This is a genomic window from Rhodothermus marinus (genome assembly GCF_009936275.1).
GTDB classification, from domain to species: Bacteria; Bacteroidota; Rhodothermia; order Rhodothermales; family Rhodothermaceae; genus Rhodothermus; species Rhodothermus marinus_A.
Genome location: NZ_AP019797.1, coordinates 953078 through 977011, shown reverse-complemented (window position 1 = coordinate 977011; position 23934 = coordinate 953078). Strand labels below are relative to the sequence as shown.

Here is a 23934-nt window from a genome sequence, read left to right as displayed (position 1 = left end):
CATGAAACGGCTGGAAGATTATCCCGACGCCCACCTGCGCCGGTTCGAGCGGCCGCCGCTGCTTCCTCCGGAAGCCGTTCGTGACGTGTACCTGATCGGTATCTGCGGCACGGGCATGGGCACGCTGGCCCTGCTGCTCCGGGAAGCGGGCTATCAGGTTCGCGGCAGCGATGCGGCCGCCTATCCGCCCATGAGCACACTGCTACGCCGCCATGGCATTTCCTTTTATGAAGGTTTTGATCCGGCCCATCTGGAGCCCCCGCCGGACCTGGTCGTCGTGGGCAACGCCTGCACGCCCACGCATCCCGAAGCGGCGGCGGCCCGAGAACGCCGACTGCCGCAATGCTCTCTGCCCGAGGCACTTGCTCACTTCTTCCTCCAATACCGCCAACCGGTCGTCGTGGCCGGCACCCATGGCAAAACCACCACGGCGGGTCTGCTGGCCCACGTGCTGGACCGGGCCGGGCTGGATCCGGGCTTCTTCATCGGCGGCGTCATGATCGGCGCCGAAACGAGCGGTCACATTGGTTCCGGCCCCTGGTTCGTCGTCGAGGGCGACGAGTACGACAGCGCCTACTTCGACAAGCGGCCCAAATTCCTGCACTATCGCCCGCAGGCCGTTCTGCTGACCTCCATCGAGTTCGACCACGCCGACCTGTACGACGACCTGGACGATTACCGGGAAGCCTTCGAGCAACTGGTCGCCCTGCTCCTTCCCGAAGGACTGCTGGTGGCGCACGGCGACGACCCGACGGTCCGGCAGGTGGCCCGCACCTGCCGCGCTCAGGTGCGCACCTACGGGCTGCATACGCTCTGTGACGTGACGGTCGGGCAGGTCTATCCGACGTTCGAGGGTCAGCACTTCACCCTGATCGTGGACGGACGCGAGCTGGGACGCTTCTTCCTGCCGCTGAGCGGCCGCCACAACCTGCGCAATGCGCTGGCCGTGTGTGCCTTCGCGCTGCAGATAGGTCTCTCGCCCGACCAACTGCGCGAGGGGCTGGCCAGCTTCCCCGGCATGAAACGTCGGCTGGAGGTGCGGGGCGAGGCCGGCGGCGTGCTCGTAGTGGACGATTTTGCACACCACCCGACGGCCGTCCGCGAGACGCTCCGCGCCGCCCGCCAGCGCTGGCCGGATCGCCGCCTGGTGGCCGTCTTCGAGCCGCGCTCCAACTCGAGCCGCCGCAAACGCTTCGAGCAGGCCTACATGGAAGCTTTCGACGACGCCGACGAGGTATGGCTGAGCATGCCCCCGTTTCGACACAACGACCGGCCCGAGGACTTTTTCGATCCCGAATCGGTAGCGGCCGGCATCCGGGCACGGGGCATTCCGGCCCACGTGGCCGAGGGGGCCGACGTGCTGCTTCCGCTTTTATTGGAAGCGCTTCGTCCCGGTGACATCGCCCTGATCATGAGCAACGGCGCCTTTGGCAACCTGCACGAACGCCTGCTGCGTGCGCTGCAGCACCAGACGGAACCGGCCACGTCGCGAACGACCCATGACCTTTCCGCGTGAACTGACCGACGCACGCGGCCGCACGATCCGCCTTGCCCGTCCACCTCGCCGCATCGTCTCGCTCGTGCCCAGCCTGACCGAGCTGCTGGCGGCGCTCGAGCTGGATGAGGCCGTCGTGGGACTGACCCGTTTCTGCGTGCGCCCGCCCGACTGGAAGCGTCGCAAAACGATCGTGGGCGGCACCAAACAGGTCAACTACGAGCGGCTGCTGGGCCTGCAGCCCGATCTGGTCCTGGCCAACCTGGAAGAAAACACCCGCGAAATCGTCGAGACGCTGGATCCGCATGTGCCTGTTTTTGTCACCCACGTACGAACGCTGGAGGAAGCGCTGCAGATGATTCGCCAGGTCGGCTACCTGACCGGCACCGAAACGGCCGCCGAAGCGCTGGCCACTACCATTGCCGAACGCTTTGCGGCACTGCCGACCTATCCGCCCCGGCGCACGCTCTATCTGATCTGGCGCGATCCATACATGAGCGTCGGTCGCGACACGTTCATCCACGACATGCTCCGGCGCGGAGGCTTCGAGAACGTGTGTGCCGACCGGACGCGCTATCCGGTGCTGACGCCTGAGGAAATCCGCGCACTGCGCCCCGAAGTCGTGCTGCTCAGCAGCGAACCCTATCCGTTCAGGGAAAAGCACATCGAGGAGCTACGGCAGCTGTGTCCCGAGGCCACGTTCCTGCTGGTCGACGGACAGCCCTTCTCCTGGTACGGCGCCCGGCTGCTGGAGACACCCGCCTATCTGAACCACCTGCAGACGCAACGGCCCGCCCGGTTGCTATCCTGACCGGCGTTTGGTATTCTTCGGGCATCGTCAACCTGCCTGATGATTCCCATGCGTTTGATCGTTTTCGCAGGGCTGCTGGCCGGACTGCTGGCGGCCTGTCGCTCCGAGGAGCAGCGGCTGCTGGAACATGCCCGCGCGCTCACGCAACGGTTCATCCTCATCGACGGCCACATCGACGTGCCCTACCGGCTGCGTCAGTTTCCGGAAGACATCACCCGGCGCACCGAGCTGGGCGACTTCGACTACGAGCGCGCCCGCGCAGGCGGTCTGGACGCCCCGTTTTTCTCCATCTACCTGCCGGCCGAGCTGCAGGACACGCCCGGTGCTTCTAAAGCGCTGGCCGATTCGTTGATCGACATGGTCGAAGCGCTGGCCCGTCAGGCCCCCGACAAGTTCATGCTGGCGCGTTCGCCGGAGGACGTGCGCCGGGCCCATCGGGAGGGACGCATTGCCCTGCTCATGGGCATGGAGAACGGCTCCGGACTGGAAGGCGAGTTGCGCAACGTCGCCTATTTCTACGAGCGGGGCATCCGGTACATCACGCTCACCCATGCCCGCGTCAACCAGATCTGCGACAGTTCCTACGACACCACGCGCGTCTGGAACGGGTTGAGCCCCTTCGGTGAGCAGGTCGTCGACGAAATGAACCGGCTCGGCATGCTCATCGACATCTCGCATGTATCCGACAGCGCCTTCTACGACGTGCTGCGTCGCACGAAGGCCCCGGTGATCGCCTCGCATTCGTCGGCCCGGCACTTCACGCCCGGCTGGGAGCGCAACATGAGCGATGAGATGATCCGGGCGCTGGCAGCCAACGGCGGTGTGATCATGATCAACTTCGGCTCCTCGTTTCTGCGCGGCGAATATCAGGCCATGGGCGACTCGCTCCGTCGGCAACTGCGGGCCGAACTGGAAGCGCAGGGCATCGATCCCGAGTCGCCGGAAGGGCGTCGCTGGATGGCGCTGCAGCGCAAGCGTCATCCCATCGGCACGGTGGCCGACGTGGCCGATCACATCGACCACGTCGTGCAGCTCGTGGGCGTCGATCACGTCGGGCTGGGCTCCGACTTCGACGGCGTCTTTGCCCTGCCGGCGGGGCTGCAGGACGTGTCGATGTATCCGAACCTGGTGGCCGAGCTCCTGCGCCGCGGCTACAGCGAGGAGGACCTCGAAAAAATCCTGGGCGGCAATCTGCTGCGCGTCTGGGAGGCCGTCGAAGCCGCCGCCGCCGAGCTGCAGACGCCTTAGCGGTCGAAGACCGTGTGGTAGGGAAGGAACGGGGAGGGCGACCAGAAACTCTCGTTGAGCATGTAGCGATACATTCCGACTGCGCCGCCCAATCCGGCCACAAACAGGGCGGCTTTGAAGCGCCAGTCCATTGGTTCATTTACGCGCCGGTAGGCGCGCAGCATTGCCATCGGAATCAACAGATTCACCATATCCAGCAGACGAGGTGTAACATAAATACCCATGCTGAAAAACAAAATCATAAAAAATAACGAGCTATAAATAATTCTTTTCTTCTGGTATTCAGAAATGTTGCTGAAGGGTATTGGAGCCAACAGTACAAGTCCCAACATAATACGTGAAAGCCCGGAAAACAAACTTGGAGCTTCCAGATAAGCATAGATTGCCAGTTTTGAAAGAAAGTAGTGTTCATTCAAAATAACCAAAATGGCAATCAAAGATGAAACAGCAAAAATTAAAAACAAATTTTTTCTATTCCACACATTCTCTTTGTTATAATCGAGATTAAACCACAGAAAGAAAAGAGCAAATAAGAGAGAATAATGAAACAGAACAGACAATATTCCAAGCAAAATTGCCTTTTTATACTCTTGTCTCCTATCTTGCTGAAGAGCCAACAACAAAATGGAGAAAGCTATGCCCACACGAATTACATTCATGCTGTAATTATAAAAAAACAGAGGAACAAAAAAAGCCATCAAAAAAAACAATTCCTCCTCATCCGACTTATAAACAAACCACAATAAAATTCCTGCAAAAATCCCAGAAAATGCTCTGACCACCCAAACAGGATCGTCTAGCCACAAATTAAAAACATACATCAGAATCCAGAAGGCGGGCTCAAGGCCTGACCAGGTATCTATACGCGTGACCAATCTTTCATAAGTAGCTGTGTCGGTTCCAACAGAGCCTCTGAAGATCGCAATTAAGCTTAAGAGTAAAATTACCCCTCCAGCAATCACCTTAAGGTGACGTTTCAGAAAAAAGCACATTGCAAAATAATAGTAAACAAGCAGCCATCCTATTATGTATATCATCTTTCGTTTTTCATCAATTTAGATCTTTCCTCTATTTCTCAAAACTTCCTGATATACATGCGCTGTGTTTTCCAGCATACGTTCAAGCGTAAAGTGCCTTTCATATCGTTTTCGTCCACTTTCCCCCATGGAACATCGCAGTGTTGCGTTAAGAATGAGTTGCTGCAAACAGGCTCTCAGTTCTTCCACATGGCCCCGAGCAAACAGAAGGCCGGTGCGCCCATGTTGTACCGCTTCGCTGACGCCAGAGACATTGGCGGCAACAACCGGCAAACCTGCACGCATGGCTTCCAGAATGGTGATGGGAAGCCCCTCGTAATGGGAAGCCAGTACAAAAAGATGGGCCTGAGCCAAGTGCTCGGCCACATCCTTGCGTTCCCCCCTGAAATAAACCTGGTCGCTGATGTGAAGGTCGCGGGCCAGCTGCTCACATGCAGGACGCAACGGTCCATCTCCAATCAGCTCCAACTCCCAGGGAAGGTCACGCAAGCCGGCCAGTGCCCGCAGCACCAATGCATGATCTTTCTGAGGGCTGAAGCGGGCCACCATGATGAGGCGTACTCGTTCCCCTTCTTTTGTCAGCGGGCAGGCCCGCAACTCTGGAGGAATATCCGGAACCCCATTATAGACCGTAATCACCCGTTCAGGTTCAACAATACGATGGCGCAAAGCAAGCTGGCGGTCATATTCGGATACGGTGATGATCTTATCGGCCAGTGGCGCTACCAGGCGCTCAGCTACTTTGAAAAACCATCGCTGGGGATAGCCAATTCCCTCAGTGAATGCCCACCCGTGGGCGGTAAAAACTACGGGAATTCCCAGACTCCGCGCAACCAGCCGCCCTATCCATCCAGCTTTTGAGGAATGGGTGGCCACCAGATCAGGCATAAGCTTCCGGAGCAACTGGCGTAACACCAGCAAACAGCGCATGTCCTTCCAGGGATGAATGGCGCGCTGCAAAAAAGGAACATGAACATAAGGAATACCGGCCGCCTGCACCAGTTCTGAAAAAGAGCCTTCACTGCCAGCCAGAACGGTTACCTGCCAGTCACGCACCCGAAACCCTCTCGCCAGTTCCAGTACGTGCATCTGGGCACCGCCCAATTCATCCGCCCGCGTAATCAGATAAACAACATGCACCGACCCTTTTCTTCCAGCTTCCAACATCAATGTATATGCCGCCGTTCATTCACTCCTGTCCAATATAAAACATCCCGGCCCCTCCACGCATGGGGTCAGCGAGCAAGCACAAACCTCGTATCTGCTTTCTGGATAAGCTGCGTATGTAGACCTCGTTTCATTCAGAACTTGCGCAGGGCGACTCAGACTTAAAAAGCTGCGATCAGCAGGGTATACCCCTGACATTCAAAAGCTTAAACATCAAATCTCTTAGAAATACTAGCCCTCACATCATCATAGCCCATCTTTATTTTGAGGGAACACAAATCATATAGCATGCGTTTTGAATATTTAAATTTTACACAAAATAAATTGAATATTAAATTATGAAATGTCTTCACGTAATAACAGGTCTCACATATGGGGGAGGAGAAGCCCAATTAGTAAGAATTACCACCCAACTCAAACTTCGAGGATGGGATGTAAGGGTGGTTTCTATTACTCCTCCTAAAGCATACATAGATGAATTAGAAAGCGCAGGAATACCAGTTACAACGTTAAATATAACCCAGAAAATACCAAGCACTAAATTCTTAAAATTGGCACAATTAATAAGAAGCTGGCAACCAGATGTTGTTCACAGTCACATGGTTCATGCCAACATTCTTACAAGATTAACTCGATTAGTTACAGAAATCCCGGTTTTAATATGTACAGCCCAGAATATTATTGAAAAAGGCCAAAGAGGTTCACTAAAACTACGCGAATTATCTTATCGAATCACTGATCCGCTATGCGACATCACCACGCAAGTAAGTAAAGCAGGCTTGAAACGCTATATTGACATTAAAGCGGTTTCCCCTCATAAAATAAGATATATCCCTAACGCTGTTGACACTACAAAATTTCGTCCTGACAAGACGTATAGAATCAATCTTCGTAAAGAGTTAGAATTAGACAACTATTTCCTCTGGCTTTCGGTTGGAAGATTGGTGGAGGCCAAAGATTACCCCAGTCTGTTTCATGCATTTCAAAAAGTTTTAAGAAAAAACAGAAATACTCGGCTTATGATTGCAGGAGATGGTCCTCTTTACTCGACATTAAGAAATCTTGCAATCAAATTAGAAATAGATCAGTATGTTCTTTTTATGGGTATACGAGATGATATTCCCCGACTTATGAATGCTGCAGATGCTTTTGTTATGTCTTCAGAATGGGAAGGAATGCCTCTTGTCTTACAAGAAGCCGCTTCATGCGCCCTTCCTATTGTCGCCACAGATGTGGGAGGAAACAGTGAAGTTGTTATCGACCAGGAAACTGGATTCTTAGTTCCTCCCAAGAATCCAGAAGCACTGGCTCAAGCCATGCTCAGACTCATGAACTTACCTCTTCAACAGCGCATTGCTATGGGAATCAAAGGCAGGAATTACATGGAAAATGTTTACTCTCTGGATCAAATTGTCAATCAGTGGGAATCTTTATATTTCGAACTAATAAACAAAAAACAGAAAAAACATAAAGCAAACACAACAAAACACTGATTATCACAACTTCTACAGAATCAAAATTTGATTTCAAAAACTTTACACAAAACAGTACAACAATTCCTGTAGTTACTACCCAAGTAACTTTTTTTGATATCAGAGTAAAAAGAATTAATCGCCTTCCCCACCAAATACTAAGCAATAAAGCACAGCCAAAAGCTATCAATGTTGACCAGGCTGCAGCAATCATACCCATTCGAGGAATATAAATCAAATTTACAATTAAATTAACAAAAAGCCCACACATCACCACATACAACTGTTTTTTTGTATTTTCAGTCAAATGAAAACTAAAATCTGAATGGTATATCCGAATTCCTTCCAATAATGTTCCCCACACTATCCATGGCACTATTATAGTAGCATCATAAAACTTTTCTCCCAACACCGTTTTCACAATAAGATCAGAAAATTCGGTAACAAAAATGCCGGATGCAAAACCAATTGCCAACAACAATGTTATGTTGTCTGATAAATATTCTTTAACCATTCTTTCCTTTCTATTCTCCCATGCTCTTACGATTAGTGGATATGAAGCCAGGTTTACAACACTGAAAAGTAATATAATAGGTTGATATGCCAAATCATATCCTGCTGAATAAATACCTGCCTTTCCTTCATCGATCAACAATGCTATTAAGAATCTATCAGACGCATTGAGCGCCAAGTTCAAAAATACACTACCAGCTAACGGGAGTCCAAAACGTAATAATGGAATAAATTGATTCCAATTTAATTGAAGCCGTATAGTTCGCCAGTTCTGGTAAACAAAGAAAAGGCCAACTCCTGCCATACTCAATGTCATACCCAGCAGGGGCCCGAACGCCCCCAGTCCGCCCAGAATGAACAACGTGCCCAGACCCAGGGCGCCCACGCTCCGCACGCCCATCGCCCAGCCATACGCGCGCGTCTGCAACCGAGCCCTTAACAGTTCGACATTGAGTTCAAACCAGGCCTGCATCCACAACAACAGCACCGCCACCAGCACCAGACGCTGCCATTCCCCTCCGACAACCAATCCAGCTACTCCTCCCAGCACGCCCACTCCCGCCATCAGAATCAGGTAGATCCGGCCAATGGTGCCCAGCAAGACGCCTTCTTGCTCCTGATACGCCGGCAGATAACGCACCAGGGACAGCCTAAGCCATTGAAAAACGGTAAGATTGGCTATGTTGACCCCGGCCAGCACAAGAATGTAGCGCCCATACGCATCTGGCGACAGCAACCGCGTGTAGACGGCAATTGCCAGAAAGTTTACCAGTGCCGGAATTCCCCGGGCAATCAGGTAATGCAGGCTATAGCGCAGAACCATTCATCCAGGCACAGGGCGCGCAAACCGCTTGAAGACGGGCAGCCCAACGCTGGATGCGCAATAGAAGTTCTACAAAAAAGCGAGGCGTCCGGCCTGCCACCAGACGCCCCGTTATCCATACCTCGGTCAGGCTTCAGGCTACCGGCTCGGTCTGGCGGATCACCTCGTCGGAAGTGATCAGATGCACGCCGGCCGCCTTCATCTCTTCCCAGGCGCGCGCCAGCGAGCCGTTCGTGTCGATACCACGCGTGGCGTCGGTGACCACGTACACGTCAAAGCCCAGCCGGCGGCCGTCCAGCGCCGACCACTTCACGCAGAAGTCGGCCGCCAGTCCGACCACGTACAGCGTCGTGATGCCCCGCTCCTTCAGATAGCCGGCCAGTCCCGTCGTGGTCTGCTTGTCGTTCTCGTAGAAGGCCGAATAGGAGTCGATCTCCTTCCGGAATCCTTTCCGGATGATGAGCTGCGCGCGCGTGGTGTCCAGCTCCGGATGGAAATCGGCGCCCGGCGTGCCCTGCACGCAGTGATCCGGCCAGAGCACCTGCTCGCCGTAGCTGAGCTGGATCGTCTCGAACGGCTTCTTGCCGGGATGCGCCGAGGCAAACGACCAGTGGCCCGCCGGATGCCAGTCCTGCGTCAGAATGATGTTCTCAAAATACGAATTCAGCCGGTTGATCACCGGAACGACCGCATCGCCTTCGGGTACCGGTAGGGCGCCCCCCGGGCAGAAGTCGTTCTGCACGTCCACAACCAGCAGCGCCTTCATGGTTCCCCCGAATGTCTGGTGAACGGTTCCGCCTCCGTAAAGAAGCGAAGCAAGCCGGAGAATTGTTCCGAAGCCTTGACGTATGTTTCAAAAACGTATACTATTAAATCAGAATGTCCAACCTCCCCGCAGTGAAACCATGACGCCCCACCCGTCTGCCATGCCCTGCACGCCGGAACTGGCGCGCACCATGGCCGAAGTCTTCGAGCGCCAGCGGCGGCATCACGTCGCCATCCGTAATCGCACCGTACGCGAGCGGCGACGCCAGCTCATCCGCCTGCGCGAGGCCGTGCTGGATCACCGCGAAACCATCCGGGCGGCGCTCTGGGCCGATTTCCGGAAGCCACCGCTGGAGGTGGACCTGACCGAAATCGCCCCCGTCGTCACCGAAGCCCGCTACGTGGCCCGCCACCTGGCCCACTGGATGCGCCCGAAACGCGTGGGCACGGCGCTGACGCACCTGGGCACCCGTGCCGAGATCCGCTACGAACCCAAAGGCGTGGTGCTCCTCCTTTCGCCCTGGAACTATCCCTTCACGCTGACGCTTGCCCCGCTCGTGACGGCCATCGCGGCGGGCAATTGCGTGATCGTCAAGCCCTCGGAGTTCGCCCCCAACAGCGCCCGCACCATCCGACGCATCATCGAAGAGGTGTTCGATCCGGAAGAAGTGGCCGTTTTCGAAGGGGATCACACGGTGGCCGAAGCATTGCTGGACTTGCCCTTCGACCACATCTTTTTCACGGGCAGTCCGCGGGTGGGACGCCTGGTCATGGAAGCGGCCGCCCGCCATCTGGCCTCCGTTACCCTCGAACTGGGGGGCAAGTCGCCCACCGTCGTTGATGAGACGGCCGACGTCGAGCAGGCCGCCGAAAAAATCGCCTGGGGCAAGTTTACCAATGCGGGCCAGACCTGCATCGCGCCCGATTATGTGCTGGTGCACCGGAGCCTGCACGACGCGCTGGTGGCGGCCCTTCGGGAGCAGATCGAAGCGTTTTACGGACCGGATCCCGAAGCCTGGCGGCAGAGCGACAGCTACGCCCGGATCGTCAACGACCGCCACTTCGAGCGGCTGCGCCATCTGTACGAAGACGCGCTGGCCCACGGCGCCCGCGAGGCCATAGGCGGCCCCTGGATTGCAGCAGAACGCTTCGTGCCGCCCACCGTGCTGACGCAGGTGCCCGACGAGGCCGCCATCATGCAGGAAGAGATCTTCGGTCCGCTCCTGCCCGTTCAGGTCTTCGACCATCTGGACGAAGCACTGGAGGCCATCAACCGCCGCCCCAAGCCGCTGGCGCTTTACGTGTTTGCCCGGGATGACCGGCGCGTGCAGCACGTGCTCAATCACACCTCGGCCGGTGGCGGCTGCGTGAACGATACGCTGCTGCACTTCAATCACCCCGACCTGCCCTTCGGCGGCGTCGGTCCCAGCGGGATCGGGAAAGCCTACCGCTACCACGGCTTTCTGGCCTTCTCCAACGAGCGCCCCGTGGTCTACCGGCGGTTCGACTTTCCGCTGCTGCGCCGGCTCTATCCGCCCTATGGCGAGCAGGCGCAGCGCCTGATCGACCGCTTCCTGCCGTTCTTCTGAGCCTACGCCGTCAGTTCCGGAAGAAAGCGATCGTCCGGCTGCAGGCTGCGCACGAAGGCCACCAGTAGCCGGACCGTGTGGGCCACGTCGTCCAGATCGACCACCTCGACCGGCGAGTGCATGTAGCGAAGCGGCACCGAAACCAGCGCGCAGGGAATGCCACCACGTGTCGGGAAGATATCGTCGGCGTCGGTGCCGGTGCGTCGGGACGACGCCTCGTGCTGCACGGGGATGCCTTCGGCCTCGGCCACGGCCAGCAGGCGCTCGACCAATAGCGGGTGGTTGGCCGTGCCGTGCGTCAACACGGGTCCGGCTCCCAGACGGACGAGTCCATGCCGCCGGGCGTCGAGGCCGGGCGTATCGGTGGCGTGCGTCACCTCCAGCACCAGCGCCAGGTCCGGGTGCAGCCGGTAGGCCACCATGCGCGCGCCATAGCCGCCCGTCTCCTCCTGCACCGCGTTGACGGCGTAGACAGTTGCTTCTGCGGGCGTTTCGGCCAGCGCGGCCAGCACCTGGGCCAGAATGAAGCCGCCCAGCCGATTGTCGAGCGCACGTCCCACCAGCCGCCGCCCCTGAAGCCGAAACGGCCCGCTAGCCAGCACCACCGGATGCCCTACCCGGATGCCCAGCGCCGCCACCTCCTCCCGATTGCGGGCCCCCACGTCCACGAACAGTTCGTGCCACTCGGGCACCTTCTCGTCTTTCGTATCGCGCAGGTGGATGGCCGTATGTCCCAGCACGCCGTCCACCGGCCCGTTGCTGCCCAGCACCTGCACCCGACGCGCGCGGGCCAGTGCCCGATCGGCTCCGCCGATGGGCGCAATGTGCAGAAATCCCTCATCTGAGATGTGCTGCACGATGAAGCCCACCTCGTCGGCATGCGCCTCCAGCATCAGCCGTGGCTGATCGGCCCGCCCGCGCTTTACAGCCCAGACCGTGCCATAGCTATCCTGCTCGACGGCGTCGGCCCACGGCTTCACGTGCTGCGCCCAGGTGCGCTGCAGGGCCTGTTCAAACCCCGACGGACTGGGCGTTTCCAGAAGTTTCAGCAGAAAAGCTTCGTTCGTAGCTTCCATTGCTTTTTTAGCTGGTCAAGAAAGTTGACAGCGCCCCCTTCAGTTGCTAATCTCCAGAAAGAGTTCCCGTTCAACCAGCGCACAGGCAGCACCATGGCCGAGTCGACGCCGACCTATCACATGCTGATCGTCGAAGACGACGCCGACGTGGCTCAGGCCCTTCAGGATTTCTTCGAGCTGCAGGGCTATCGCGTCACCCACGCCCCGGAAGCGCATAAAGCGCTCGAACTGCTCACAAACGCCCATCGGTTCGACGTCGTCTTGCTGGACGTGATGTTGCCCGATCGGAGCGGCTTCGAAGTACTTCAGGAAATGCGCCGGCGCGGGCTGGAGACGCCCGTGCTGGTGCTCACCGGCCGCGGCGAACGCGAGCAGGTCCTGCAGGGCTTCGGGCTGGGCGCCGACGACTACATCGTCAAGCCCTTCGATCCGGACGAAGTGGCCGCCCGCGTACGGGCCATCCTGCAACGAACGCAACCGCCCGACCGGGCGCCCATGCAGATCTACCACATCGGCGACGTGGAGATCAACTTCAGCACGCACGAGGCCTACCGCGGCTCCGAGCGCATCAACTTCACGGCCATGGAGCTGAATGTGCTCCGCTATCTAATCCACCATCGGGGCGAAGTGGTCACGCGCGAACAACTCCTGCGCGACGTGTGGCACATCGTCGGCGACGTCGAAACGCGGACGATCGACCGGCACATCGCTTCGATTCGCAAAAAAATCGAGCCCGACCTGCGCCAGCCCCGCTATATCGAAACCGTCTACGGCAAAGGCTATCGCCTTCGGGCCGAGGATCAATCGACGAACTCCCCGCCCACCAGCCGGTAACCGATCCCGTAGACGCTCTGAATCGGCCAGCTTGCTTCGTCCTCGCCGTCCATGATCTTGCGGAGGGCGTTGATGTGACGATCGATGGTGCGGGTCTGCACGGTGGGCGGAAGCTCCCAGACTTCCCGGAGCAACTGCTCGCGGGTGACGGTGCGGCCACGGTGCAGGATCAGGTAGCGCAGTAGCCGGAATTCCATGTCGGTCAGTGCCACCGGCTGGCCGTCGCGCGTCACCGTGCCTTCCACCAGATCGACCTCAATGCCGCCTACCCGGAAGCGACGCTTTTCGGGCTGGGGCTGCCGCTTGGCGCGGCGCAGAACGGCCTCCACGCGGGCCAGCAGCTCCTCGGGCGCAAACGGCTTGGCCACGTAATCGTCGGCGCCCAGCTCAAAGCCCTTCAGGCGGTGCTCCCGGTCGTTCAGCCCGGTAAGCATCAGGACAGGCGTCATTACCCCGTCCTCCTCACGCAACTCGCGGAGCACCTCAAAGCCATCGCGCCCCGGAAGCCTCGCGTCCAGGATGATCAGATCGTAGCCGGGCACCGTGATGGCCTTCTCGCGCCCCGCCTCGCCGGTGGCGACGGCGTCCACCTCGTAGCCCGCCGTCTCCAGGCACAGCGCCAGCGCCTCGCGTACTTCCGCGTCGTCTTCTATGATCAGCAGACGTGCTTTCCCCATGTTCCCGCTTTTTATCCGGAATCTACAACCAGCAGCGTGCTACGACAAGTTCTTCGCTGCGGCCGTGGCCGGCGTGTCTTCGGTGTCCAGCACCTCGTGGATCCAGCCGCCGGCCAGCACGTCGTCGCCTTCGTAGAGCACGACGGCCTGTCCCGGTGTGATGGCCGGTCGGGGCTCAGCAAAGGCCACGTGCAGCGCATCCCCCTCCTGCCAGACCAGACAGGGCGCACCCTCGTCCTTGTAGCGGATCTTGCCGATGGCCGGACGCTCCTCGCGCAGGTCCGGGTACTTGACCAGGTTGATCTGGCGGGCCACCAACCGCTGACGAAGCAACTCTTCACGTGGCCCGACGGTGATCGTGTTCGTCTCCGAATCGATGTGGGTGACGTAGGCGGGATAGCCGAGCGCCAGCCCGAGACCGTGCCGCTGGCCGATCGTGTAGAACGGATAGCCCCGGTGCGTGCCCACCACGGTACCGTCCTTCAGCACGAACTTGCCCGGGCCGACCTTCCGGTCCAGATCGGGCACGCGCTGGCGCAGAAAACGCCGGTAATCGTTGTCCGGGATGAAGCAGATCTCGTAGGAATCCGGCTTCTGTGCCAGCCGCTCGAAGCCCATCTCGGCGGCCATGCGCCGGATTTCGGGCTTGGTATAGTCGCCCAGCGGCAGAAGCGTCCGGGCCAGGTGCTCCTGCGCAATCCCCCAGAGCACGTAGCTCTGGTCCTTGTTCAGATCGCGTCCGCGCGAGATCACGTAGCGCCCCAGCGACTCGTCGTAGCGAATGCGGGCGTAATGCCCGGTGGCAATGTAGTCGCAGCCGAGCCGATCGGCCCGTCGCAGCAGCGCCGCCCACTTGATGTGCGTGTTGCAGAGAATGCAGGGATTGGGCGTGCGGCCGGCCAGATACTCCTCGGTGAAGCGTTCGATCACCCAGTCGCCGAACTCCTCACGGATGTCCACGATGAAATGCGGAAAGCCCAGCCGCACGGCTACGGCGCGGGCATCGTTCATGGACTCCAGCGAGCAGCAACCCACTTCTTTGCCCGTACGCACACCGCTGGAGGTGTAGTCCCACGTCTTCATCGTGATGCCCACCACCTCGTAGCCCTGCTCGTGCAGCAGGGCGGCCGTGACGGACGAATCCACCCCGCCGCTCATCGCCACCAGTACCCGTCCGTGCCGACTCATCTTCTCCCGGGTTCGTTGTTTTCAGGTATGCGCGGCGGTTGTACGGCAGGGGCGGTTGCCCGTTCCGGTGCCTCAGAGCAGGTGCTTCGAGCGTCCGCCATCGACCGGGAAGGCTACGCCCGTGATGTAGCTGGCGCGGGCACTGGCCAGAAAGGCCACGGCCGCGGCAAACTCGTGCGGCTCGCCGATCCGCTTCAGCGCGGCCTGTTCGGCCCAGCTTGTCTCGATTTCTTCAAGGGAGCGGCCGGTGCGCTGCTGCTGCACCCGGGCCAGCTCCTGCAACCGTTCGGTGCGCGTGTAGCCCGGCAGCAGCGTGTTGACGGTGATGCCTTCAGGCCCCAGTTCTTCGGCCAGACTCTTCGCGAAGCCCTGCACGCCCGCCCGCGCGGCGTTCGACAGATACAGGTTCGGGATCGGCTGCTTGGCCGAAATGGACGTGATCATCAGAATGCGGGCCAGGCCGTTCGGCTCACGGGCTGCGCGGCGCAGGTGCGGCAGTGCATGTCGGCAGAGGTTGATCGTGCTGAGCAGGTTTAGCTCCAGGGCCGCCCGCCAGTCGTCGGCCGTAAAGTCGCCGACGTAGCCGGCCGGTGGCCCGCCGGCGTTCGTCACCAGAATGTTCAGGACGTTCCACCGATCGACCACCTGTTCGATCATCCGGATGATCTGCGCCTCATCGGTCACGTCGCAGACCAACGGCAGTACCCGGTCTTCGGCCAGGCCGAGTGCTTCGACAATGCGGCGGGCTGCCGCCTGAATGCGCGCCTCCGAACGCGAGCAGATGGCCACGCGGCACCCTTCGCGGGCCAGTTCCAGCGCCGCCGCCCAGCCCAGCCCGCTGCTGGCACCCGTCACCAGCGCAATACGATCCTGCAAACCCAGATCCATGGCGTCCTTAGCGGATTCTTCGTTTGCCGTTCAGCAAGTGCGTTTTGCAAGTTAATAAAGGCTAATGAGATCTGTAGACCATCGACGGAATCTTCACCGTGCCTGAGCGAACGATCATCAAGACGCCCCGTGCGCCGGCGGCCATCGGTCCGTACAGCCAGGCCGTGCTGGTGGGCGACACGCTCTACTGCTCCGGACAGATCGCCATCGACCCGAAGACCGGCAGTCTGATCACCGACAGCATCGAGCGAGAGACCGAGCAGGTGCTGGAAAATCTGGGCGCAGTGCTGCGTGCCGCCGGCATGGACTACAAAGACGTGGTGCGCTGCACGGTGTACATGACTGACATCAACGATTACGCGCAGATCAACGAAGTGTATTCCCGCTACTTCAACGAGTCGCCGCCCGCGCGCGAGGCGGTGCAGGTAGCCGCCCTTCCCCGAGGCGCCCGCGTCGAGATCTCCTGCATCGCCGTCCGTCAGACCCCCTCGACCTGAACGCGCAGCGTCAGGCGCACTTCGTAGACGTAGGTTTCCCCGGCATCCGGTTGCAGCGGCACCAGCCGCAGTTTGGCCCCGAACGCAGGCTTTTTTACAAAAGCGGTGATGTCCGCACCGCTTCGCGGAGCCATCGAGGCCGTCTCGTCGTCCGGGAATCCGGTACGGGACGCCACCTCCAGGTCGCTCAGCCCGGAGGCCGTCAGCAACACCCGGGCTTCGCTGAGCAACTCCGAGAGATCGGTCAAGGCGGGCTGGACGCGCTCAATTTCGGCGGCCGTTACCGTAGCGGCTACCACCTCATTTTTCGTGTAGCCCCCTCGCTGCTGGAGGGCCGTCATCAGATCGACCGTGTTGACCGACGTGGCCGTGTAGGGCTGGCCGTCAGTCAGTGCATTGCCGCTCACCTCGAAGCGAAACGACACCTCGATCTCCGGCAGCGTCAGCCGCTCGCTGGCCGCCGCCTCGCAGCCGGCCAGCACCAGCGTAAACGCCAGCAACGCCAGCGCAAGCCATCCGCCCTTTCCGTGCATGGCTTTTCAGAGTTGAAGCACCGTATGGATCGGCACATGGGACGGAAGCCGCTTACGCCCCTGCAATTCGGTCAACTCGATCAGAAATGCACAGCCGACTACCTCGCCCCCGGCCCGCTCGACCAGACGAATCGTAGCCTCGGCCGTCCCGCCTGTAGCGATCACGTCGTCGTGGATCAGCACGCGGTCGCCGGGCTCGATGGCGTCGATGTGCATTTCGATCGTATCGGTGCCGTATTCCAGCTGATAACTTTCCGCAAGGGTCTGGTAGGGCAGCTTGCCTTTCTTGCGAACCGGCACGAAGCCGGCATCCAGATGGTGGGCCAGCATACCGCCCAGAATGAAGCCCCGCGACTCGATCCCCACCACCTTCGTGATCTCCTGATCCTGAAACGGCTCCAGCAGCGCCTCGATGGCCAGCCGAAGCAGTTCAGGATGCCCCAGCACCGGGGTAATATCTTTGAACTGAATGCCCGGTTCGGGAAAGTCGGGCACCGTACGGATGGCCTGTTTGAGCGTTTCCAGCGCCGTCGCGTTCATATTTTCCATCAGATAAGGTTCGAGCCAGCAATCATCGCGCGGCTGGAAACGCCAGTTCCCGCTCGTAGTGTTCCTTGAAGGTGCGCACCGCTCGGAAGATGGCGCTGGCCATGTAGGCCTGGCCTTCCTTGCTTTTGAGGAAAGCCGCCTCCTGCGGGTTGGTCAGAAAGCCCAGCTCCACAAGAATGGCCGGCATCGAAGCGCTCCAGAGCACGTAGAAGCCCGCCTGCTTGACACCGCGGTTGACGCGTCCCACGCGCTCGGCGAACTGCTCCTGCACGAGCATGGCCAGCTTCTCGCTTTTGCGCAGGTAGGCACTCTGCGCCAGCGTCATCAGGATCAGCTCCTGCTCGGTGAAGTGCTCGTACTGCGACGGATCCTCTTCCAGGCGCACGACGCTGTTTTCTCGCTCCATCACGCGGCGGGCCGCCTCGGTCTTGTGCAATCCCAGGAAGTAGGTTTCGGCGCCATGCACCCGACGATTGCCGGGCAACGCGTTACAGTGGAGCGAGATGAAGAGCTTGCCGCCCGCCTCGTTGGCGATCCGGCCCCGCTCACGCAGTCCGACAAAGCGATCATCCTTGCGCGTGTAGACGACCCGCACGCCCAGCAGCCGCTCCAGATACTCGCCCAGCTTCAACGCCACGGCCAGCGTGATGTCCTTTTCCCGCACGCCGTTGGCCACCGCGCCCGGGTCTTTTCCGCCGTGCCCCGCATCGATCACGACGGTGTCCAGGTGCCAGCGGTCGGCCACCCGGGGCGTCGGGGGCGTTTCGCTCCCCAGCGCCACCGTCCGCGTCGGCGCCGATTCGCTCGCGGCCGGTTGCGGCAGGGGTTCCGCTTCGGCTACCGGCGGATCGCGCTGCACGATGGTCAGCCCGATGAGGATGTCCGTCGAGTAGCGATCCCGGTAGGCCGCCGCCTCGGCCGTGACGTGTTCGTCCAGCTCGAATTGAAAGACCAGGTGATCGTTGCGGGGCTCGATCGTGTAGGCCCGGATCGGCCCCTGCGGTGGATCGTGCTGCAGATCGGGTGCCGGCTCGGTGTAATAGAGCACAAGCTGCAGGCGACGGGCGTCCAGCCACTCCGGCTCCTGGTAGGCCCCCACGTGATCGGTTGTGTGGATTCGAATCACATAGCCGCTCTGATCGGAGCGTGGCGCGAACGAGACGCGCGTCACCTGCGGCAGCGCATGAGCCCACGCGCTCTCCCAGAAGCACCCGATCAGCAGCAGTAGCAGTGCCGCCCGCATGGTCGATACCGGTTCAATCCGCCCCGAGCTGCAGCAAGCTCCGTACCGTCCCTTCAGACCGCTGGTTCAGGTCCTTGCTACAGGAAAGGAAGGTACGACAATTATGTCGTTCTTGCCAGCTGCTCGAACATCTATTTCCGGTACACCTGCGCCGGGTCGAATACCGGGGCGTCGGTTTCGACCAGGCGGTCGCCCTCCAGCTTGCGATAGAAGCAGGAGCGGTGGCCGGTGTGGCAGGCGGCCCCGCCGTTCTGCTTGACCTTGAACAGCAGCACGTCGCCGTCGCAGTCGACGCGCACCTCGCGCACCTCCTGGGTGTGCCCGCTGGTGGCGCCCTTCACCCAGACCTCCTGGCGCGAGCGGCTCCAGTAGGTCATCAGGCCGGTCTCCAGCGTCCGCCGGAGCGTCGCCTCGTTCATGTAGGCCACCATCAGGATCTCGCCCGTCTCGGCATCCTGCGCGATGGCGGGCACCAGCCCCTGCTCGTTGAAACGAACGGCTTCCAGAAGCGCCTGTGCGTCCATGGCGTTCCTCGGGTTTGCGGAAAACTTTTCAGGCAAAAATACCGGTTTTGTCCGCCGATTGTCCTTTCTCTACGAACTTTTAACCCGAGACGCCGATCGGCACCTGTTTTGACACGGCTCCGTCCAGTTCGTTCACCACCCCGAAGCCCATGCTGCGCGGTCTGGCGATCTGTTGTCTGGTGTTACTGGCGCGACCGGAGGCCGGAGCAGCCGCGCCACCCGATTCGCTCGGCCGCCGCGACTTTCTGGCGGCCTTCCGGCGCCTGTCGCCGCTGGAGCAGGACGAAGTGCTCTGGCTGGCCCGGTGCATCTACTCCGAAAGCAACCGTCCCGAGGAGCAGCGGCTGGTGGCCTGGGTCGTGCGCAACCGGGTAGAAACCCGTTACCGGGGCGACACCTACCGCGAAGTGGTGCTGGAGCCCCGTCAGTTCAGCGCCTTCAACCGCCCCACCCCGCGGCGTGATCTGATCCTGAGTCTGACACCGCGTTCGACCGTGCCGGGCTGGCAACAGGCCCTGCGCATCGCGCTTGAGGTCTTCCAGGCGCCGCCTTCGGCCCGGCCGTTCCCGATCACCGTGCGCCATTTCTACAGCCCCATCTCCATGCCGAGCGACGATCCGCCTCCGTGGGCAAGCGCCGGTCGGCCCTATCGGGGACCGGCCGTGGCCCACATCAATCCCGCGCGGTTTCAGTTTTTCGACGGGATCGACGCTCGGCTCGATCCGGAGCCACCGGCGCATACGTCCCCGCCCCCCACACGCCCGGCTCGTTTGCTGCGCCTGTGGGATCGGCTGCGTCCTTCTGGTCGCGTGCCCCGTCCGGCCCGGCCGATCCCGCCACAACGCCCCGGCCACCGGTGAACTCACGGCCGGACGCGGCGTTCGGATGGTGCCATGCAGGTACTTCGCGCCATCGGCCGTTTTCTCTGGACGCTGCCCCGGCGGCTGCTGATCGGACTGGTGCGGGGTTATCAGCTGATCATCAGTCCCCACCTGCCCGACACCTGCCGCTACACACCGAGTTGCTCGCACTACGCCATCGAGGCGTTTCAGAAATACGGGGCCGTCCGCGGCCTGATCCTGACGCTCTGGCGGCTAGCCCGCTGCCACCCCTGGGGCGGCTACGGTTACGATCCGCCTCGCTGGTTTGGCGAACCCCGTCCGGAATCCCCCAACCCGGAACATCCATGAGCTACGAACTGCACCAGGAATCGGCACGCGGACAGACCGTCCGCTGCGCCGTCGTCACGATCAGCGACACGCGCACCGAAGAGACCGACCGGAGCGGTACGCTCATCCGCAAGCGGCTCGAAGAGCACGGCCACCAGGTGGCCCACTACGCCATCGTGCCCGACGAACCCGAGATGATCGGGGCGCTCCTGGACGAACTGGCCGGGCGCGTGGACGTGATCCTGACCAACGGCGGCACCGGCATCAGCGGCCGCGACACCACCTACGAAGTGGTGGCCGCCCGCCTCGAAAAAACGTTGCCCGGCTTTGGCGAACTGTTTCGCATGCTCTCCTTTCAGGAAATCGGAAGCGGCGCCATGCTCTCGCGGGCCATCGGCGGCGTGTACAAAAACACACTGATTTTTTCCATGCCCGGCTCGCTCAATGCCGTCAAGCTGGCCCTCGACCGGCTCATCCTGCCCGAGCTGCGTCATCTGGTCTGGGAAATCCGGCGCCACCAGCCGGCCTCCTGACGGTGCAACCCGACGGGCTCCGGACCGTTAGAGTGCGCCGGAAGCCAGTAACCGTCGCTTGCGCCGCATGGAGGGTTCTTCCAGGACACTGCGTCTGTACAACACGCTCACGCGCTCGATCGAGCCGATCTATCCGCTGGAGCGCAATCGCCTCCGGCTGTATGCCTGCGGGCCCACAGTCTACACCTACGCCCACATCGGCAACTTTCGGAGCTTTCTGACGGCCGACCTGATCGTACGCGTGGCCCAGGCTCTGGGCTGGCAGACGGTCTACGTCTGCAACATCACGGACGTCGGGCACCTGACCGTCGACGACTACGCCGACGCCAGCGGCGAAGACAAGCTGGAACGCGCCCTGCGCTCCGAAGAAGGCCGCCGCTTCCCCAACATCTGGGACCTGGCCCGCTACTACACACAGGCCTTTCTGGAAGACTGGCAGGCGCTCAAGCTGGTCGAACCGGACGTCCGTCCCCGGGCCACCGAGCACATCCGCCAGCAGATTCTGGCCATCGAACAACTGGTAAAAACCGGCCACGCCTACGAAACGCGCCAGGGCGTCTACTTCCACGTGCCCAGCTTCCCCGACTACGGCAAGCTCTCGGGCAACCGCGATCCGGAGCAGCTCGCCCGGGCCGTGCGCGACGTGGTGCAGGACCCGGAAAAGCGTGACCCCCGCGACTTCGCCCTGTGGAAAAAGGACGAAAAACACCTGATGCAATGGTACAGCCCCTGGGGGTGGGGCTTTCCGGGCTGGCACATCGAGTGCTCGGTCATGTCCATGGAATACCTGGGCGAGACGTTCGACCTGCACCTGGGCGGCGAAGACCTGATCTTCCCCCATCATGAATGTGAGATTGCTCAGGCCGAAAGTCTCACGGGTAAGCCGCTGGCCCGCTACTGGGTGCACACCCGTTTCCTGCTCGTCGAGGGGGAGAAGATGTCCAAGTCGAAGGGCAACTTCTTCACCGTGCGCGAGCTGATCTTCCCGCTCGAGGCCGGCGGCCACGGTATCGATCCGATGGCGCTGCGCTACGCGTTGATTTCCGGCAAATATCGCGAGCCGCTCAACTTCACGCGCAAGCACCTGCGCGACAGCATCCGGATCGTGCAGCGCTACCAGGAGGCCGCCCGACACGTCGAAGCCGCGCTGGAAAGCGATCGTTCCGGGCCGGATCGGCTTGGTGATCGCCTTTCTACGATTTACGATAAGACACTGGAAGCCCTCTGTGACGACCTGAACACCCCGGTGGCGCTGGCCACGGCGCTCGAAGGCGTCAAGCTGATCCTGGGCTTCGGCGACCAGCTCAACCGGGCCTCGGCCGAAAGCGCCCGGCGCTGGCTGGAGCAGATCGATGCGCTGCTGGGCTTCGTCTATCCACCGGAGCGTCCCTGCGCGCACACGCGACGCGAGAAAGATCCATTTGTGGAGAAAGTCGAGCGCCTGCTGGCCGAGCGCGATGCGGCCCGGCGTGCCCGCGACTTCGCCCGGGCCGATGCCATTCGCGAGCAACTTTTGCAGATGGGCGTCGAAGTGATGGACACGCCCGAAGGCACCCGCTGGCGTCGCAAGGTGCTTGTCTGATCAACCTGCAGAATGGCCATGGAAATGCAAACGACACAGAGCGTGACGCTTTCGCTGATCGAGCGCCCCCGTCGGTTGCGCCGGACCGAAGCCATCCGGCGCATGGTGCGCGAAACGCGCCTGTCGGTGGACCAGCTCGTAGCGCCGCTGTTCGTCGTCGAGGGCCACGGCGTGCGCCAGGAAGTGCCCTCGATGCCGGGCCAGTACCGGCTCAGCATCGACGAACTGGTGCGGGAGGCGCGGGAGCTGCACGCGCTGGGCATCCCGGCCGTGGCGTTGTTTCCGGCGCTGGACGAATCGCTCAAGACGCCCGACGGCCGCGAGGCGCTCAACCCGGACGGTCTCTATCCCCGGGCCATCCGGGCGGTCAAGGAGGCCGTGCCCGAGCTGCTGGTCATCACCGACGTGGCGCTGGACCCCTACTCGTCGGATGGTCACGACGGCATCGTACGCGACGGCCGCATTCTCAACGACGAGACGGTGGAGATCCTGGCCCGGATGGCCGTCGTGCAGGCACAGGCCGGCGCCGACATCGTGGCCCCCTCGGACATGATGGACGGCCGCGTGGGCGCCATCCGCCGGGCACTTGACGAAGCCGGCTTCACCGAAGTGGCGATTCTCTCCTACACGGCCAAATACGCCTCGGCCTTCTACGGGCCCTTCCGGGATGCGCTCGACTCGGCCCCGCGCCTCCGCCCCGGGGTGCCGCCCGACAAGAAAACCTACCAGATGGACCCGGCCAACGCCCGTGAAGCGCTGCGCGAGCTGCGGCTGGATCTGGAAGAAGGGGCCGACATGGTCATGGTCAAGCCGGCACTCCCCTACCTGGACGTCATCTATCGGGTGAAGCAGGCTTCCGATGTGCCGGTGGCCGCCTACCATGTCAGCGGCGAGTACGCCATGCTCAAGGCGGCCGCGCTGAGCGGCTGGCTCGACGAAAAAGCCGCGGTGCTCGAAGCGCTCACGGCCATCTGTCGCGCCGGTGCCGACGTGATCCTCACCTACTTCGCCAAACAGGTTGCGCAATGGCTGCAGGAGTAAGCGTGCCGGCCATTGTGCCGCTCGACCCCGGTGACCTGGAAGGCGGCTTTGTGCGGATGATGGGCCGGTTTCATCTTTCCGGGACGCTCACCGGCGATCCCGAAGCCGACGCCTATCTCCGGCGCGACGCGAACGCCGTGCTGCTGGGTCTGCTTTACGACCAGCGCGTGCGCGCCGAGTTTGCCTTTACCGGGCCGATCCGGCTGCGCGATCGTCTGGGGCACCTCGACCTGTGCCGCATTGCCGCAATGCCGCTGGCCGAACTTCAGCGGCTGTTTGCCGAAAAGCCGGCCGTGCACCGGTTCACCAACCGCATGGCCGAGCTGACGCAGGCCGTCGCCCGCCACCTCTGCACGCATTACGACGGCCAGGCCGCGCGGCTGTGGGCCGACGGGGCCTCGCTTATGGAAATCCAGCGGCGCGTGGGCAAACTGCCCGGCTTCGGCGAAGACAAACTCCGCAAGCTCCCCTACGTGCTGCACTACTTCGGCCACCGGGACTTCAGCCGAGAGCTTGGCAGACGGTAGCGTTCATCCCCTGTCGCTTATTCCGTGAACCCTTCAGAAAGGCCCATTTCGGGCCTTTTTTATTTCTGGCACGGTTGTCCTGGTCGGCAGGATTTAAGTCGCCGCGGATGTGTGCCGATACAGGCGGTAGATTTTTAAAATCGCTTGCCTGAA

At 60.8% G+C, this 23934-nt stretch carries 25 protein-coding genes; 13 read left to right on the top strand and 12 right to left on the bottom strand.

Going from position 1 to position 23934, the window contains the following annotated elements; all coding sequences use genetic code 11:
• Position 1: 1 nt before the first annotated feature.
• From mpl to GYH26_RS04310, 3 genes are read left to right on the top strand one after another with little or no spacing between them, the layout of a single operon-like run.
• On the top strand, positions 2-1516 hold the full coding sequence (gene mpl / locus GYH26_RS04320) for a UDP-N-acetylmuramate:L-alanyl-gamma-D-glutamyl-meso-diaminopimelate ligase (protein WP_161540627.1): 1515 nt from the start codon (positions 2-4) through the stop codon (positions 1514-1516).
• A complete protein-coding gene (locus tag GYH26_RS04315) occupies positions 1500-2306 on the top strand; it encodes a helical backbone metal receptor (protein WP_014067562.1) in 807 nt (268 codons plus the stop codon). Before mpl ends, GYH26_RS04315 begins: the two co-directional genes overlap by 17 nt.
• Positions 2307-2345: 39 nt before the next feature.
• Positions 2346-3554: a dipeptidase gene (locus GYH26_RS04310; protein WP_029698405.1), complete on the top strand. Its 1209-nt coding sequence runs from the start codon at positions 2346-2348 to the stop codon at positions 3552-3554.
• Here GYH26_RS04310 and GYH26_RS04305 read toward each other — a convergent pair.
• Positions 3551-4516 carry an EpsG family protein gene (locus GYH26_RS04305; protein WP_161540626.1) on the bottom strand — a complete coding sequence of 322 codons (966 nt, stop codon included), beginning with the start codon at positions 4514-4516 and terminating at the stop codon, positions 3551-3553. The genes GYH26_RS04310 and GYH26_RS04305 overlap by 4 nt on opposite strands.
• A 93-nt stretch (positions 4517-4609) precedes the next feature.
• Positions 4610-5758 carry a glycosyltransferase family 4 protein gene (locus tag GYH26_RS04300; RefSeq protein WP_029961339.1) on the bottom strand — a complete coding sequence of 383 codons (1149 nt, stop codon included), beginning with the start codon at positions 5756-5758 and terminating at the stop codon, positions 4610-4612.
• A 338-nt stretch (positions 5759-6096) separates the two neighbouring features.
• Between GYH26_RS04300 and GYH26_RS04295 the strand changes: the two genes are divergently transcribed.
• On the top strand, positions 6097-7251 hold the full coding sequence (locus GYH26_RS04295) for a glycosyltransferase (RefSeq protein WP_161540625.1): 1155 nt from the start codon (positions 6097-6099) through the stop codon (positions 7249-7251).
• On the opposite strand, the gene GYH26_RS04290 is transcribed toward GYH26_RS04295, so the two are convergent.
• Together GYH26_RS04290 and pncA are read right to left on the bottom strand one after the other, a co-directional pair.
• Positions 7172-8566 carry an oligosaccharide flippase family protein gene (locus GYH26_RS04290; RefSeq protein ID WP_161540624.1) on the bottom strand — a complete coding sequence of 465 codons (1395 nt, stop codon included), beginning with the start codon at positions 8564-8566 and terminating at the stop codon, positions 7172-7174. The two genes, GYH26_RS04295 and GYH26_RS04290, sit on opposite strands and share 80 nt — an antisense overlap.
• A gap of 133 nt (positions 8567-8699) precedes the next feature.
• Positions 8700-9332 carry a bifunctional nicotinamidase/pyrazinamidase gene (gene pncA / locus GYH26_RS04285; RefSeq protein WP_161540623.1) on the bottom strand — a complete coding sequence of 211 codons (633 nt, stop codon included), beginning with the start codon at positions 9330-9332 and terminating at the stop codon, positions 8700-8702.
• 160 nt (positions 9333-9492) lie between these two features.
• On the opposite strand from pncA, the gene GYH26_RS04280 reads away from it, so the two are divergent.
• Positions 9493-10920 carry an aldehyde dehydrogenase family protein gene (locus GYH26_RS04280; protein ID WP_242006585.1) on the top strand — a complete coding sequence of 476 codons (1428 nt, stop codon included), beginning with the start codon at positions 9493-9495 and terminating at the stop codon, positions 10918-10920.
• Positions 10921-10922: 2 nt separating this feature from the next.
• Here the strand turns inward: GYH26_RS04280 and GYH26_RS04275 are convergent, their stop codons facing one another.
• Positions 10923-11996, bottom strand: coding sequence for a M42 family metallopeptidase (locus GYH26_RS04275; RefSeq protein ID WP_012843329.1), 1074 nt, complete (start codon positions 11994-11996; stop codon positions 10923-10925).
• Between the two features lie 93 nt (positions 11997-12089).
• On the opposite strand from GYH26_RS04275, the gene GYH26_RS04270 reads away from it, so the two are divergent.
• Entirely contained in the window at positions 12090-12830 is a 741-nt protein-coding gene (locus tag GYH26_RS04270; protein WP_012843328.1) for a response regulator transcription factor, read from the top strand.
• On the opposite strand, the gene GYH26_RS04265 is transcribed toward GYH26_RS04270, so the two are convergent.
• From GYH26_RS04265 to GYH26_RS04255, 3 genes are all read right to left on the bottom strand, one after another.
• Entirely contained in the window at positions 12797-13507 is a 711-nt protein-coding gene (locus tag GYH26_RS04265; RefSeq protein ID WP_161540621.1) for a response regulator transcription factor, read from the bottom strand. The genes GYH26_RS04270 and GYH26_RS04265 overlap by 34 nt on opposite strands.
• A gap of 39 nt (positions 13508-13546) precedes the next feature.
• Complete coding sequence (gene mnmA, locus GYH26_RS04260; protein ID WP_012843326.1) at positions 13547-14695, bottom strand: tRNA 2-thiouridine(34) synthase MnmA; 1149 nt, start codon at positions 14693-14695, stop codon at positions 13547-13549.
• 72 nt (positions 14696-14767) lie between these two features.
• The gene (locus GYH26_RS04255) at positions 14768-15583 is read right to left on the bottom strand and encodes an SDR family oxidoreductase (RefSeq protein WP_014067573.1); all 816 of its coding nucleotides are present in this window, start codon (positions 15581-15583) and stop codon (positions 14768-14770) included.
• A 98-nt stretch (positions 15584-15681) separates the two neighbouring features.
• On the opposite strand from GYH26_RS04255, the gene GYH26_RS04250 reads away from it, so the two are divergent.
• Positions 15682-16080 (top strand): RidA family protein, encoded by a 399-nt coding sequence (locus GYH26_RS04250; protein WP_012843324.1) that lies wholly within the window; start codon positions 15682-15684, stop codon positions 16078-16080.
• Here the strand turns inward: GYH26_RS04250 and GYH26_RS04245 are convergent.
• From GYH26_RS04245 to hisI, 4 genes are all read right to left on the bottom strand, one after another.
• On the bottom strand, positions 16062-16613 hold the full coding sequence (locus tag GYH26_RS04245; RefSeq protein WP_161540620.1) for a hypothetical protein: 552 nt from the start codon (positions 16611-16613) through the stop codon (positions 16062-16064). The two genes, GYH26_RS04250 and GYH26_RS04245, sit on opposite strands and share 19 nt — an antisense overlap.
• 6 nt (positions 16614-16619) lie before the next feature.
• Positions 16620-17153 carry an adenine phosphoribosyltransferase gene (locus tag GYH26_RS04240; protein ID WP_161540619.1) on the bottom strand — a complete coding sequence of 178 codons (534 nt, stop codon included), beginning with the start codon at positions 17151-17153 and terminating at the stop codon, positions 16620-16622.
• Positions 17154-17184: 31 nt separating this feature from the next.
• Entirely contained in the window at positions 17185-18405 is a 1221-nt protein-coding gene (locus GYH26_RS04235) for an N-acetylmuramoyl-L-alanine amidase family protein (protein ID WP_161540618.1), read from the bottom strand.
• A 131-nt stretch (positions 18406-18536) separates the two neighbouring features.
• On the bottom strand, positions 18537-18929 hold the full coding sequence (hisI, locus tag GYH26_RS04230; protein ID WP_161540617.1) for a phosphoribosyl-AMP cyclohydrolase: 393 nt from the start codon (positions 18927-18929) through the stop codon (positions 18537-18539).
• A gap of 149 nt (positions 18930-19078) precedes the next feature.
• On the opposite strand from hisI, the gene GYH26_RS04225 reads away from it, so the two are divergent.
• The 6 genes from GYH26_RS04225 to GYH26_RS04200 all read left to right on the top strand — a co-directional run bounded on the left by GYH26_RS04225 (position 19079) and on the right by GYH26_RS04200 (position 23781).
• Positions 19079-19789 carry a cell wall hydrolase gene (locus GYH26_RS04225; RefSeq protein WP_161540616.1) on the top strand — a complete coding sequence of 237 codons (711 nt, stop codon included), beginning with the start codon at positions 19079-19081 and terminating at the stop codon, positions 19787-19789.
• Positions 19790-19822: 33 nt separating this feature from the next.
• Positions 19823-20119 (top strand): membrane protein insertion efficiency factor YidD, encoded by a 297-nt coding sequence (gene yidD, locus GYH26_RS04220; protein WP_012843318.1) that lies wholly within the window; start codon positions 19823-19825, stop codon positions 20117-20119.
• A complete protein-coding gene (locus GYH26_RS04215; RefSeq protein ID WP_161540615.1) occupies positions 20116-20631 on the top strand; it encodes a MogA/MoaB family molybdenum cofactor biosynthesis protein in 516 nt (171 codons plus the stop codon). Before yidD ends, GYH26_RS04215 begins: the two co-directional genes overlap by 4 nt.
• 67 nt (positions 20632-20698) lie before the next feature.
• Complete coding sequence (gene cysS, locus GYH26_RS04210; RefSeq protein ID WP_161540614.1) at positions 20699-22213, top strand: cysteine--tRNA ligase; 1515 nt, start codon at positions 20699-20701, stop codon at positions 22211-22213.
• An 18-nt stretch (positions 22214-22231) separates the two neighbouring features.
• A complete protein-coding gene (gene hemB / locus GYH26_RS04205; protein WP_161540613.1) occupies positions 22232-23254 on the top strand; it encodes a porphobilinogen synthase in 1023 nt (340 codons plus the stop codon).
• Entirely contained in the window at positions 23239-23781 is a 543-nt protein-coding gene (locus tag GYH26_RS04200) for a hypothetical protein (RefSeq protein WP_161540612.1), read from the top strand. The genes hemB and GYH26_RS04200 overlap by 16 nt, the downstream gene beginning before the upstream one ends.
• Positions 23782-23934: the final 153 nt, after the last annotated feature.